The organism is Spiribacter sp. 2438 (genome assembly GCF_009676705.1).
In the GTDB taxonomy this organism is placed as follows: domain Bacteria; phylum Pseudomonadota; class Gammaproteobacteria; order Nitrococcales; family Nitrococcaceae; genus Spiribacter.
The window spans coordinates 71,062-84,452 of the sequence record NZ_CP046046.1 but is presented as its reverse complement, the minus strand read 5'-3'; the positions used below and the strand labels follow the sequence as shown (position 1 = coordinate 84,452).

Genomic DNA, 13,391 nt, shown 5'->3' with positions numbered 1-13,391 from the left:
CGGGTCTCTAGAGAAAGGTCACGCCGACGGAGAACAGCTTCTCGACGTCGGCGAGCCGTGACTTGTCCACCAGGAACAGGATGACGTGATCCTCGGGCTCGATGACCGTGTCATGGTGAGCCATGACCACTTCGTCGCCCCGAACGATGGCACCAATGGTGGTTCCCCGGGGCAGCCGGATCTGATCAATCCGCTTGCCCACCACGTCCGAGCTGCCGGCATCGCCGTGAGCCACGGCCTCAATGGCTTCAGCCGCCCCGCGCCGCAGGCTATGCACGGTGGTGACATCACCGCGCCGGATATGGGCCAGCAGGCTCCCAATGGTCGCCTGCTGGGGGGATATGGCCACGTCAATGTCGTTGCTGGACTGAATCAGGTCCACGTAGGCGGCGCGGTTGATCAGCGCCATCACGGTTCGGGCCCCCCGGCGCTTGGCCAGCATGGCCGAAAGAATGTTCGCCTCATCGTCATTGGTCAGGGCGCAGAAAATATCGGTGTTTTCGATGTTCTCTTCCAGCAGCAGATCCTCATCCGCCGCATCACCCCGCAGCACGATGGTTTTCTTGAGCTCGTCGGCAATCACCCGGCAGCGGCCCGGATTGTGATCAATGATCTTGACCTGGTAATCCCGCTCGATGGACTTGGCAAGACGGAACCCGATATTGCCACCACCGGCCACCATGATCCGCTTGACCGGTTTCTCCAGCCGGCGCAGCTCGCTCATCACCGCCCGGATATTGCGTCGGGCCGCCACGAAAAACACCTCGTCACCGGCTTCCACCACCGTGTCGCCCTCGGGGATGATCGCGCTGCCACGGCGGTAGATGGCCGCCACCCGGGTCTGCACCCCGGGCACATGCTCACGCAGGGTGCGCAACTCCTGGCCCACCAACGGCCCCCCGTAATAGGCCCGCACACCCACCAGACGGACACGGCCGTCAGCAAAGTCCATGACCTGCAGCGCTCCGGGATGCTCAATCAGACGCCGGACGTACTGCGTGACCAGCTGCTCCGGGCTGATGAGCACGTCCACCGGAATCGCATCATGGGCGAACATCTGGGGATGAGAGAGGTATTCCACCGCCCGCACCCGGGCGATCTTGGTGGGGGTGTTGAACAGCGTCGACGCCACCTGACAGGCCACCATGTTGGCCTCGTCGGAATCGGTAACCGCGATCAGCAGGTCGGCGTCGTCAGCCCCGGCCCGCTCCAGGACCTCCGGGTACGTGCCGTTGCCGCTGATGGTGCGAAGATCCAGCCGATCCTGCAGCGCCTGCAGCACCCCCGGGTCGCTGTCGATCACGGTGATGTCGTTGTTTTCGCTGGTCAGGCTGGCGGCCACCGTGCCACCCACCTGGCCGGCACCCAGAATGATGATTTTCATCCTCGCCCCTCAATGCCGAGCGCCCGCAGTTTACGGTAGAGGTGCGTTCTTTCCATCCCCGCCAGTTTCGCCAGACGAGCCACGTTGCCTCCGGCCCGCGCCAGCTGCTGTTCCAGATAGGCCCTTTCAAACTGCTCTCTCGCCTCGCGCAGCGGCAGGTCCAGCGACACCCGCGGGGGCCAGCCGTCGGCGCCGGGGCCGGGCTCCGGGGCCGTCAGCGCCGCCTCCACCTCGGCAACATCAATGTCCACGCCGTCCCCCAGCACCAGCAGGCGCTGCACCAGGTTGCGCAACTCCCGGACATTGCCGGGCCAATCATGATGTCGAAGGCGATTCTGGGCCGCCACGGTGAAATGCCGGTAGCGGAGACCCTCTTGCTCCACCAGCCGGTCCACGTAGAAGCTCACCAGCTCAGGCACATCCTCGACGTGCTCCCGCAGCGGCGGGACCTGCAGGGGCACCACGCTGAGCGCGTAATACAGATCACCCCGAAAGCGGCCGGCGTTGACCTCCAGCACCAGATCCCGGCAGGTGGTGGCGATCAACCGAACGTCCAGGGGGACCCGGTGCGCGCCACCCACCCGCTGGAAGCTGCCGGCGTCAATGGCTGACGCCAGGCGGGTCTGGGCCTCGGGGTCCAGGTCGCCGACCTCGTCCAGCACCAGTGTGCCGCCGGTAGCGTCCTCCAGCCGACCCCGGTTAATCCGCCCGCCCTGTTCGCTGCCGAAAAGCTCCTCGGCGGCGGCCTGACCCGCCACCGTGCCGGCGGCCAGCTCGATCAGGGGCCGCCGGTTGCGAGCACTGAGGCCGTGCAGATAGCGCGCCAGCAGCTTGCGGCCACTGCCGACCTCGCCGGTGAGCAGCACCCAGCTGTCGCTGCCGGCCACCCGGCCGGCCCGATCCCGAAGCGCCTGCATGGAGGCACTGCGGCCGACGGGTGTCATCGGCGCCTCGGCCGGGGTGACCTCACCCGCAGTGTCCGCGCCCGCCAGCGCCTGTTCCACCGTCACCAGCAGCTTGCCCATGGACAGCGGCTTCTCAACGAAATCCGTGGCGCCCTGACGGGTGGCCTCCACGGCGGTTTCCACCGTGCCATGGCCGGAGATCATCACCACGGGAAATGCCGGGGCGCCATGGGCCGCCCACTCCCGCAGCAGCGAGATGCCGTCCTCGCCGGGCATCCAGATATCCAGCAGAGCCAGATCCGGGCGTTGCTCCGCCAGCAGTCGCCGCGCTTCGTCAGCGCTCTCGGCGGTGGCCACCTGATAACCCTCATCCTCGAGAATTTCCCTGACCAGGCCGCGGATGTCCGGCTCGTCATCCACCACCAGTACATGGGCCTTGCTCATGGGCTGTCTCCCGATTCCGTTGTCAGCGCAACATCCAGCGGCAGGCGAACCGTGATGCGGGCACCATGGCTGACGTTGCGCGCACTGATGGTGCCACGGTGCTCTTCAACGATTTTCTTGACGATGGCCAGTCCGAGACCGGAACCCCGCGCCTTGGTGGTCACGTAGGGCTCGAAGAGGCGATTCAGCATGTCCTCCGAGAACCCGGGGCCATTGTCCTGAACGTCCAGCTCGATCCGGTCGGCATAACGCCCCTCACCCCGTGCGGTGCTCAGCGTGATGTGACAGCTCCCCGGCTCGGCGGCCTCCAGCGCATTGCGCAGCAGATTGTTGAGCAACTGGCGCACCCGGCCGGGGTCCGCCATCAGCGGCGGGAGGTCATCCGCGAGCTCAAGCTCAAGCTGTGGTTCTCCGGGCTCGCCGCGGTACAGCTCCACCACCTCGCGAATCAGGGCGTTCAGGTCCACGGGCCGGCGTTGCAGAGCGGGTGGGCGGGCATAGTCCGAAAAGGCCTGAACCATGTCCTTCATCACTTCCACCTGATGAACAATGGTCTGGGTGGAGCGCTCCAGGAGCGCCGCTGCTTCACCATCCAGGGCGGGCGCCACCTTTAACTGCAAGCGCTCCGCCGACAGCTGGATCGGGGTCAGCGGATTGCGAATCTCGTGCGCCAGGCGTCGTGCCACTTCGCCCCAGGCGGCATCGCGCTGGGCCTGGATGAGGGTGGTGACGTCGTCGAACACGATGACATGGCCACCGATCTCCCCCTCCCCCGGCAGCGCCGTGCCACTGCACATCAACACCCGCCGGCCCTCGGCGGTATCGAGGGCGATTTCCGCCCGCCAGTCCGTGCCGTTGCCCTGGCGGTGCTGATCCACCAGCTCGGCGAAGGGTTCAAAATCGGGGTGCTCCGCCGCCAGCCCGGATAGCGGCTGGCCGACGCCGGTGTGCAGCGGCACCGAGAGGATATCGCTGGCAGCCTGGTTGAAGGTGCGCAGACTGCCATCCGGCGCCAGCGCCAGCACCCCGGAGGACAGGCGGCCCAGCACCGCCTCCAGATAGGCCCGCTGTGACTCCACCAGCGCCTGACTGCGCCGGGCCGCGTCGCGAACCTCTGCCACCCGCCGGCTCATGTCATTAAAGGAGTGCACCAGCGACCCGAGCTCGTCATTGCCGCCCGGGGGCAGCTGAGTGCCGTACCGGCCGGCGGCCATGGCCCGGGTGCCCTCCGCCAGTCGGGAGACCGGCGCCACCAGCCGCCGCGCCAGATAGAACGCCGACCAGACCGCAAACAGCAACGACAGCAGCAACACCAGGGATAGCGTCAGGCTGAAGCTGTCCTTGAGGGGCCCGCGCAGGTAGGCGAGCTCACGGTACTCGCTGAATGCGAGCTCCACCTGTTCCGCCAGGTCGTTGACCCGGGGTGAGACCGGAAAGAGGCCCTGCAGCACCCGGCTGCTGCCGGGCCCGTCGGGGCTCGGCGCTGGCACCAGCGCGCGGATGTGCAGCCCGGCGTTGCCGATGGGATCAAGCCCCACATAGGGTCGATCCTGGCGAAGCTGCAGCAGAATGCCTTCCTCCGGGCGGTGCGGCAGAATGCTGACCGTATCGATGCTGCTGGCCGCGATGATTTGACCGTTCTCTCCCAACAGGGTCAGTTCGGATGCCCGAATCTGCTCGCGCAGATCACCGAGGATGACCGGAGTCATGGCCGGCTCCACATCCACCAGCTCGCTGGCGGCATCCTCCACCCGCTGTTGCATGTCGCGCATGCGCTGATCCAGAGCCGCCTGGGACAGTGCCAGGGCATCGTCCAGTGCCCGCTCGATACGCACGTCAAACCAACTGTCCACACCCCGCTGCAAAAACTGCATGGAGAAGGCGTAGACGATGAGCCCGGGCAGCACCGCCAGCAGCACGAACAGGGCCATCAGTTTGAGAGTCAGGCGACTGCCGGTTTCCCGCCGCTGGACGGAGCGCACCAGGCGGAGAATGTTGTTCAGGATCAGGCCCAGCAGGGCGACGATGACCACGCCATTGAGCAGCAGCAGCCAGACATAGAGCCGACCGAAACGCTCGGAGTTCTCGGTGGCTGCACTCAACAGGTAAAGCGAGACGATCAGCAGGACGCTGAGGGCCACCCGCACAAACCCCTCGCTGCGCAGCCAGCTCACCGCCGCACCTCGACACGGCGGGTTTCGCTGCCGAGCTGCCAGTCACCGTCGGTCAGCGTCACCGTGCGCAGCAGACGGGGCAGTGCCTCCAGATCGAGAGTGGTCTCCATGGCCAACTGATAGACCTGTTCCGCATCCAGCCGCTCGCTTCTCACCAGCGGCCAGGATTCCACCCGGCCCAACTCCTCCAGCAACGCATCCAGGCTGCGGAAGCTGCGGCTCTCGCCGGTGCCGATCCAGGTCAGCACGAACCGCCGGCTCATGGCGTGGTACTGCAGCTGATAGCGCCGCTCACGCTCTACCACCCGGACATTCCGCCACCACCAGCGCGGCCGCTCGATCACCAGTCGCTGCTCGATGACCAGGGGCACGCCGTTTTCCAGGGCGTCGCGTGCCGGCTCGCTGAGGGCGTAGCGCAGACGCGCGTCGGCGATCACCAGGCCGTCGTCGAAGCGCGCCTCCACGGACTCCACTTCGAAGGCATCCGCCACCGGCGAGGCCATGGCCAGACACAACCCCATCATCAGGGCCAGCGGCCAGCGCTTAGCGTTTTTCAAGACAGGCATAGTAAAAGCCATCCACCGTGGACTCGCCGGTGAGGATCTGGTGACCGTAACCGACGGATCGACCCACGGGAAGCGCTGGCGGCACCGCCGTGGCCTCCGGGTGCGCCGACATGAATGCCGCCAGCACGGCTTCATTTTCGGCCTGCAGGATCGAGCAGGTGGCATAGACCAACCGACCCCCCGGCGCCAGGAGCGGCCAGAGGCGCTCCAGCAGTCGCGTCTGCCGGGCCTGTAGCCGCGGGATATCATCACGGCGACGCAGCCACTTGATGTCCGGATGACGCCGGATGACGCCGGTGCCCGAACAGGGAGCATCCAGCAGGATTCGGTGGAATGGCTTTCCGTCCCACCAGTCATTCACCGCGCCCGCATCCGCCGCGCGCAGATCCGCCGTCAGCGACAGCCGCGCCAGCGCCTGCCGCACCGACTCGAGCCGCTCGGCGTCACTGTCCAGGGCGAGCAGGGAGACATCGGCGAGCTCGAGGATGTGAGTGGTCTTGCCACCCGGGGCGGCGCAGGCGTCCAGCACCCGGTCGCCGTCCCGCGCGGCCAGGAGGGGTGCCGCCAGCTGCGCGGCGCCGTCCTGGACGGTCACCTGCCCGGCCTCGAACCCCGGTAGGCGGGATACCGCCACCGGACGATCCAGCACCAGCGCCTGGGGCCAGTCAGGCAGCGTCCGGGCATCAATGCCCTCATCCTGCAATGCTTTGGCCATTGCGGCCGGACGGGTCTGGCGCGGGTTGACCCGCAGGGTCATGGGGCCGCGCTCATTAAGCTGTCCGGCCAGGTCTGGCCAGTGATCCGGCCAGTCCTGGCGGATCGTGGTGGCCAGCCAGTCAGGCAGTGAGTGCGTGACCGCCGGATGGCCATCCACCGCCGCCAGGCAGGTCGCCGATTCCCGCTGGAAACGCCGCAGCACGGCATTCACCAGCCCGCGGGCCCAGCGTTTGTCCCGCTGGCGGGTCAGGGCTACGGTTTCCGAGACCGCAGCATGGGCGGGCACTTCCATTTCCAGCAGCTGAAAAAGCCCCAGCTCGATCAGCAGGGCAATATCCAGATCCCGCTGCCGCAAGGGGGAACGCATCAGGTGATCGCGCAGGGCGGCGAGCCGTCGGTGATGGCGCAGCACGCCGTAAGCCAGCGCCCGGCAGAGGCCCCGATCCCGCTCGTCGGTCAGTGCCGGCTCGCTGACCTGCAACACCCGATCCAGCGACTGATGGTCGCGCAGCACCCTCAGCAGAGCCTCCAGGGCAATGGCGCGGGGATTCGGGGTCTCAGAGGAGGCTTTCGCCGACATGAATATCGTGCCCCCGCAGAAATTCCGCCGCGGGTTGCGCCCGGCCACCCGGCGCCTGCACTCGGGTGAGGCGCAGGCGCCCCTCGCCGGTGGCCACCTCGATGCCGGCCTCGCCCACCGCCACCACCGTGCCAATCGGTCCTGCCACGGTGGGGGTCGGGTCAGCGACCTCAGCCGCCCAGACCCGTAACGATTCGCCCCGATACCGGCACCGGGTCACCGGCCAGGGATTGAAGGCCCGGACCTGACGCTCGAGCACCTCCGCCGGCCGGGACCAGTCCAGCCACGCCTCGGCGGCGTCAATCTTGGCCGCATGAGTCACGCCCCGGGCGGGCTGGGGCTCTGCTGTCCGCCGGCCCGCGGCCCAGTCGTCCAGCGTCTCGTCCAGCAGTTCCGCTCCCAGCGCCGCCAGTCGATCATGGACCGTGGCCGCCGTATCGTCCGGATGGATGGGGGTGGATCGGCACGACACCACCGGACCGGTGTCCAGGCCGGCCTCCATTTCCATGAGGCAGACGCCGGTCTGCGGGTCACCGGCCTCGATGGCTCGCTGGATCGGCGCTGCCCCGCGCCAGCGCGGCAGCAGCGAAGCATGGATATTCAGCGCGCCGTGCCGCGGCAGATCCAGAACCCGCTGCGGCAGGATCAACCCGTAGGCCGCCACCACCAGCACGTCCGGTGCCCAGTCAGCCAGGGCCGCGACGGCATCCGGCGCCTTGAGGCTATCCGGCTGGAAAACCGGCACCCCGGATTCCTGAGCCCGTTGCTTGACCGGCGAGGCTCGCAACCGCCGCCCGCGCCCTGCCGGCCGGTCGGGCTGTGTGCACACCCCGACCACCCGATGAGGGCCATTCAGCAGGGCCGTGAGGGCCGGCACGGCAAAGTCTGGCGTGCCCGCGTACACGACATTCAGCATGGATGGCTCCCGGTTGGTCAGACGGCGTCGGTGCCCGCCGCCGCGCCAGGGCGCTGGCGGGCTGCCTTTTCAAATCGGCGCCGCAGGCGCTTGCGCTTGAGCTCGGACAGGTAGTCAATGAAAAGCCGGCCCTCCAGGTGGTCCACCTCGTGCTGAATGCAGCGGGCCAGCAGGCCCTCGGCCTCCAGTTCGAAGGGCTCGCCCTGGCGGTCGAGTGCCCGAACCCGAATCCGCTCGGGCCGGGTAACATCATCGGTGTAGCCGGGAATGGAGAGGCAGCCCTCTTCGGCGACGTCGGACTGCTCGGCGCGCTCGATGATCTCGGGGTTGATCAACACCCGCTGGTCGTCGCCCCCGTCACTGACGTCCATGACCACAATCCGCTCATGGACATCCACCTGGGTCGCCGCCAGCCCGATGCCCGGGGCGTCGTACATGGTTTCGAACATGTCATCGATGAGAGCCTGAATACGGTCATCAATGACTTCGACCGCTCGGGCGGGCGTTCTCAACCGCCGATCGGGATACTGAAGAATTTCGCGTTTTGCCATGCCAGTTCCGTTGAGGGCCGCAACAGGCCGCTGCTAGCCTCAATCGATCAAGTGTCATCGAATTATACCCGGGCCGCAGCAACAGCGGCCAGCGGGCACCTACGCGCATGGAGGGAGTTCAATGACCGTTCAGACCGCCCTGCGGGGTCTGTTCAGCGCCCTGATCGGGCTCATCATGTTGCCCGTTGTCCACGCCCAGCCGCCCCTGTTGCTGCCGCCGGTGGCCGAGCTGCCGCAAGTCGTGGCCGGCACCGAGGGCCGGCAGCTGCTGGCCGCCGGCGACGTCATCACTGCTCGCGGCCTGGCGGGCCGTGACGCCCGGCATTATTACCTGGTGCGTCCGGCCACCCACGAGGCCCGCGGCCAACGCTGGGATGAGGTCGGCCAACGCGCCATGATACTGGGGGAAGCGCGGGTGATCCGCCCCGGATCGCCGGCGCTCCTGCGTATCGAGCGATCCCACCGGGAGATCCGGCCAGGGGATTACCTGCTGGCAATTAACAGGGAGGCGGAAGCCTTTGGCAACCACTGACACCCTCAACGACTGGTTGTTGCTGTGGCGCTTGCCGGGCGTCGGCCCCATGGCCATCAAGCGGATCCGGAAGCAATTCGGAAGTCTGTCGGCGTTTATTGATGCCAGCGAAACCCAGCGCCTTCAAAGCGGCCTGGAACCGGCGATTGCCACGGCGCTTCGCCATCGGGAGACCGCCACTGAGGGGGTCCAGGCGGATCTTGCCTGGCAGGCCGGCGGCCCGGACCGCCACATCATTACCGGGGACGATGCCCGCTACCCGGTACAGCTGAGTCACATTGCCGACCCGCCGCCGGTGCTGTTCGTCAGAGGCAACGTCGAGGCACTGAAAACTCACCAGCTGGCCATCGTGGGCTCACGTCATGCCACCGCCGGCGGCCTTCACAGTGCCGGCGACTTTGCTGCTCACCTGGCCGCCAGTGGCCTGACCATTACCAGCGGCCTGGCGCTGGGCATCGATGCCGAAGCTCACCAGGGCGCGCTGGCCGTCAAGGGCACCACCATCGGCGTCATGGCCACCGGGCCGGATCGGCTCTATCCGCGGGAACACCGCCACCTGGCCCGGGAGATCCTCGACAACGGGGGCGCTCTCGTCACGGAAATGCCGGTCGCCACCCCAGTGAGCCGCGGCCTGTTCCCGCGACGCAACCGCGTGATCAGCGGACTGTCTCTGGGGGTGCTGGTGGTTGAGGCCGGTGAGAAAAGCGGGGCCCTGGGCACCGCCTACAGCGCCCTGGACCAGGGACGCGAGGCCATGGCCCTGCCCGGCTCCATCCACAACCCGGTGGCGCGGGGCTGTCATCGGCTGATCCGGACCGGCGCGCGTCTGGTGGAAACCGCCGATCACGTCATTGAGGAGATACGCAACGCCGCTGGTCCGCTGCATGGGTTGCCGACTGAAACCACGCCTGCGCATCACCATGCCCCGTCAGTGGACACGGCGCCCGACAGCGAATCACTGGATAGTGACTATCGGGCCCTGCTGGAGGCCATGGGGCACGACCCGGTGAGCTTCGATCGCCTGGCCGAGCGGCTCGGATTGACGCCCGATATCCTTTCCTCCATGCTCCTGAGCCTTGAACTGAAAGGGCTCGTGGCGCCCTGTAACGGCGGACGGTATATGCGCACGAACCAGGGGAATGCAGGATGAAAGAAAACGTTTTCGACATCCTGATGTACCTGTTCGAGCATTACTTCCACGACGCCGTTGATATCGATCCCGACCGGGGTCGGGTCGAAGCCGATCTCCTGGAAGCGGGATTCACCCGCTCGGAAATTCACAAAGCCCTGAACTGGATCGACGCCCTGGCCGAGACCCGCGAGTTGCCGTCCGGCAGCAGTCTGCAGCCCGCCACCCGAATTTTTACCGAAGCGGAGTGTCGACAGCTGGACACGGAGTGCCGCGGCTTTCTGGTCTTTCTGGAACAGGCCGGCGTGCTGACCCCGACCAACCGCGAGGTGGTGGTGGACCGAATCATGGCACTGGAAGACGGTGACATTGATCTGGACAAGCTCAAATGGGTAGTCCTTATGGTGCTGTTCAGTCTGCCCGGGCAGGAAGCCGCCTGCGCCTGGATGGAAAACCTGCTTTTCGACCACCCGAATCCTCTGACCCATTAAAAGCGAATGAGCACCAAACTCGTCATCGTGGAGTCGCCGGCCAAGGCGCGCACCATCAACAAATACCTGGGCAATGACTACGAGGTCATGGCGTCGTACGGCCATGTGCGTGATTTGGTGGCCCGCGAAGGTGCAGTGGACCCCGAGCAGGGCTTCGAGATGCACTACACGGTGGTGGAGCGCAACGCCAAACAGGTGGATGCCATCGCCAAGGCCACCCGCAAGGCCGAAGCGGTCTATCTGGCCACTGACCCTGACCGCGAGGGCGAGGCCATTTCCTGGCATTTGCACGAGCTTCTGCGGGAGCGGGGCGTGCTGGACGGCAAGCCCGTGCACCGAGTGGTGTTCTATGAAATCACCAAGGGCGCCATCCAGGAAGCCATTGAACACCCCCGAGGACTCTCCGATGACCTGGTGAACGCCCAGCAGGCGCGCCGGGCGCTGGATTACCTGGTGGGCTTCAACCTCTCGCCACTGCTCTGGCGCAAGATCACCAGCGGCCTCTCCGCCGGTCGGGTTCAGTCCCCGGCCCTGCGGATGATTGTCGAGCGTGAACAGGAAATCGAAGCCTTCGTGCCCCGGGAATACTGGAGCGTCGAAGCCGACCTGCAACGTGAGGGCCATGATTTTGTTGGCCGCCTGCAGCAGCTGGACGGCGGCAAGGTGGAGCAGTTCACCATCACCGATGGCGAAACCGCCGAGACCGCTGGCCGGCGCATCCTGGCCGCCGCCGGAGCCGCCAGCGATACGCCACTGGGCGAACCCCTGCCGGAATCCGGCCGCGGCGAACTGGTGGTGACCCGGGTCGAGAAAAAACAGCGGCGGCGGAATCCTTCCGCGCCCTTCATTACCTCGACGCTGCAGCAGGAGGCCTCGCGGAAGCTGCGTTTCTCTGCCCAGCAGACCATGCGCATCGCCCAGCAACTCTATGAAGGCGTTGACACGGGCAGTGGCACCGTCGGCCTGATCACCTACATGCGGACCGACTCGGTGAACCTCTCCCAGGAAGCGATCCAGTCATTACGGGCCGTCATCGAAAAGCGCTTTGGGCCCGAGAAACTGCCCAAGCAGGCGCATCAATACCGCACCCGGGCCAAAAACGCCCAGGAAGCCCATGAGGGCATCCGGCCCACCGACGCCGCGCGGGCACCCGAGCAGCTGAAAGGTTACCTGAGCGACGACCAGTACCGGCTTTACGACCTGATCTGGAAGCGCACGGTGGCCTGCCAGATGATCCATGCCACCATCGACACCGTGTCGGTGGACCTCGCCGCCGGCGAGGTGGCCAATTTCCGGGCCACCGGCTCCACCATTCGCGACCCCGGGTTCATGGCGGTCTACCAGGACGGTGGTGACGACCGGGCGGCCGATGGCAACGAGCGCATCCTGCCGCCGTTGAGCGAGGGCGACCGCATTCCGCTGCTGGCACTGCGCCCCGAGCAGCACTTTACCGAGCCGCCTCCCCGCTACTCCGAGGCGAGTCTGGTGCGAGCGTTAGAGGAGTATGGCATCGGACGGCCCTCCACCTATGCCGCCATTATCTCGACGCTGCAGACGCGCAATTACGTCACCCTGGAGAACCGCCGGTTCCAGCCCACCGACACCGGTCGGGTGGTGGCCCGGTTCCTGACGGAACATTTTGATCGGTATGTGGATTACGAATTCACGGCCAAGCTCGAAGACCGCCTTGATGCCGTCTCCCGGGGCGAGAACGATTGGGTGCCGGTGCTGGAGGAGTTCTGGAAGCCCTTTCGGGAGCGGGTGGAAGAAAAACAGCAGGTCTCCCGCAGCGATGTGATGAAAGCCCGGGAGTTGGGCACGGACCCCAAATCCGGTCGTCCGGTCAGCGCTCGCCTGGGGCGCTACGGGCCGTTCGCGCAGATCGGCACCCGCGACGACGAGGAAAAACCGAAATTCGCGAGCCTGCGGCCCGGCCAGAGCATCGAGACCATCACCCTGGAAGAGGCCCTGGCGCTGTTCACGCTGCCCCGGGACCTGGGGACCACGCCGGATGGCCTGCCGCTCAGCGTCAACATCGGCCGGTTCGGGCCCTATGTGCGATTCGGCGATCAGTTCGCTTCCCTGAAAAAAGATGATGATCCTTATTCCATCGATCGGGAAACGGCCCTGCAGCGGGTGGAAGAGAAAAAGGAAAACATCGCCAAGCGCACCATTCAGAGCTTTGATGACGGGGCGCTTACAGTCATGAAGGGCCGCTTTGGCCCTTACGTCACCGACGGTCGAAAACGCGCACGGGTGCCCAAGGATCAGGATGCCGAGAGCCTGACGAAAGCGCAGTGCCAGACTCTGGTGGACGAGGCGCCCGAGCCCAAGGGCCGGGGCGGCACCAAGCGCAAAAGCACCTCGGGTCGCAAAACCGCCAGCAAGGGCGGCGGCAAGCGCTCCTCCGGCAGCTAGCCATGAGCGCCCATTCTGTCCGGCTCCGCCGGATCCGTGACCGGATACTCGCCGGCGGCATTGGGGCCTATCCCACCGAGGGGGTGTACGGCCTGGGCTGCGACCCCCTCAACGAGCATGCCCTGCAGCGCCTGATTGCCCTCAAGGGTCGGGGCACTGAAAAAGGGCTGATTGTCATTGCAGCGGACCCCGCGCAGCTGGACGAGCTGGTGGAGTGGCCCGACGATCCCGACGCACGGGACGCCATTCTGGGCAGCTGGCCTGGTCCCGTCACCTGGGTGATGCCAGCGGCGCCGGGTCTGCCGCCTCTCCTCACCGGCGGCCGAGACACCATTGCCGTGCGGGTCACCGCCCATCCGCCCGTGATTGACCTGTGCTGCGCCGCCGCCATGCCGCTGGTCTCCACCAGTGCCAACCTCAGTGGCCGGCCGGCCTGCCGACGACCCTGGCAGGTGCAGCGCCTGTTCGGCCCACGGCTGGACTGGCGGTTACCCGGGCCGCTGGGCGGACAACGGGGTCCCTCCGAAATCAGAGAGGCCGGCACCGGTCGCGTGCTGCGACCGGGGGCCGGCCCCGTGTAGACC

Annotated in this window: 12 protein-coding genes; 5 read left to right on the top strand and 7 right to left on the bottom strand. The window is 66.6% G+C overall.

The window, feature by feature from the left end:
* Positions 1-7: 7 nt before the first annotated feature.
* From trkA to def, 7 genes are read right to left on the bottom strand one after another with little or no spacing between them, the layout of a single operon-like run.
* The gene (gene trkA, locus GJ672_RS00375) at positions 8-1,384 is read right to left on the bottom strand and encodes a Trk system potassium transporter TrkA (protein ID WP_154295353.1); all 1,377 of its coding nucleotides are present in this window, start codon (positions 1,382-1,384) and stop codon (positions 8-10) included.
* Positions 1,381-2,733: a sigma-54 dependent transcriptional regulator gene (locus GJ672_RS00370; RefSeq protein ID WP_154295352.1), complete on the bottom strand. Its 1,353-nt coding sequence runs from the start codon at positions 2,731-2,733 to the stop codon at positions 1,381-1,383. The genes trkA and GJ672_RS00370 overlap by 4 nt, the downstream gene beginning before the upstream one ends.
* The gene (locus GJ672_RS00365) at positions 2,730-4,907 is read right to left on the bottom strand and encodes an ATP-binding protein (RefSeq protein WP_154295351.1); all 2,178 of its coding nucleotides are present in this window, start codon (positions 4,905-4,907) and stop codon (positions 2,730-2,732) included. The genes GJ672_RS00370 and GJ672_RS00365 overlap by 4 nt, the downstream gene beginning before the upstream one ends.
* Positions 4,904-5,473, bottom strand: coding sequence for a DUF4390 domain-containing protein (locus GJ672_RS00360; protein ID WP_195759516.1), 570 nt, complete (start codon positions 5,471-5,473; stop codon positions 4,904-4,906). Before GJ672_RS00360 ends, GJ672_RS00365 begins: the two co-directional genes overlap by 4 nt.
* Positions 5,451-6,770 carry a 16S rRNA (cytosine(967)-C(5))-methyltransferase RsmB gene (gene rsmB / locus GJ672_RS00355; RefSeq protein ID WP_154295349.1) on the bottom strand — a complete coding sequence of 440 codons (1,320 nt, stop codon included), beginning with the start codon at positions 6,768-6,770 and terminating at the stop codon, positions 5,451-5,453. Before rsmB ends, GJ672_RS00360 begins: the two co-directional genes overlap by 23 nt.
* The gene (gene fmt, locus GJ672_RS00350; RefSeq protein ID WP_154295348.1) at positions 6,748-7,686 is read right to left on the bottom strand and encodes a methionyl-tRNA formyltransferase; all 939 of its coding nucleotides are present in this window, start codon (positions 7,684-7,686) and stop codon (positions 6,748-6,750) included. The genes rsmB and fmt overlap by 23 nt, the downstream gene beginning before the upstream one ends.
* A gap of 17 nt (positions 7,687-7,703) precedes the next feature.
* Positions 7,704-8,237: a peptide deformylase gene (gene def, locus GJ672_RS00345; protein WP_154295347.1), complete on the bottom strand. Its 534-nt coding sequence runs from the start codon at positions 8,235-8,237 to the stop codon at positions 7,704-7,706.
* A 121-nt stretch (positions 8,238-8,358) separates the two neighbouring features.
* Here def and GJ672_RS00340 point away from each other — a divergent pair, with 121 nt between their 5' ends.
* The 5 genes from GJ672_RS00340 to GJ672_RS00320 are packed head-to-tail and all read left to right on the top strand — an operon-like array spanning position 8,359 to position 13,388.
* The gene (locus GJ672_RS00340; protein WP_154295346.1) at positions 8,359-8,769 is read left to right on the top strand and encodes a hypothetical protein; all 411 of its coding nucleotides are present in this window, start codon (positions 8,359-8,361) and stop codon (positions 8,767-8,769) included.
* Positions 8,756-9,919 carry a DNA-processing protein DprA gene (dprA, locus tag GJ672_RS00335; protein ID WP_154295345.1) on the top strand — a complete coding sequence of 388 codons (1,164 nt, stop codon included), beginning with the start codon at positions 8,756-8,758 and terminating at the stop codon, positions 9,917-9,919. Before GJ672_RS00340 ends, dprA begins: the two co-directional genes overlap by 14 nt.
* Positions 9,916-10,389 carry a DUF494 family protein gene (locus GJ672_RS00330; protein ID WP_154295344.1) on the top strand — a complete coding sequence of 158 codons (474 nt, stop codon included), beginning with the start codon at positions 9,916-9,918 and terminating at the stop codon, positions 10,387-10,389. The genes dprA and GJ672_RS00330 overlap by 4 nt, the downstream gene beginning before the upstream one ends.
* A gap of 6 nt (positions 10,390-10,395) precedes the next feature.
* A complete protein-coding gene (locus GJ672_RS00325; protein ID WP_154295343.1) occupies positions 10,396-12,807 on the top strand; it encodes a DNA topoisomerase I in 2,412 nt (803 codons plus the stop codon).
* A gap of 2 nt (positions 12,808-12,809) precedes the next feature.
* A complete protein-coding gene (locus GJ672_RS00320; RefSeq protein WP_154295342.1) occupies positions 12,810-13,388 on the top strand; it encodes an L-threonylcarbamoyladenylate synthase in 579 nt (192 codons plus the stop codon).
* The last annotated feature ends 3 nt before the right edge of the window (positions 13,389-13,391 follow it).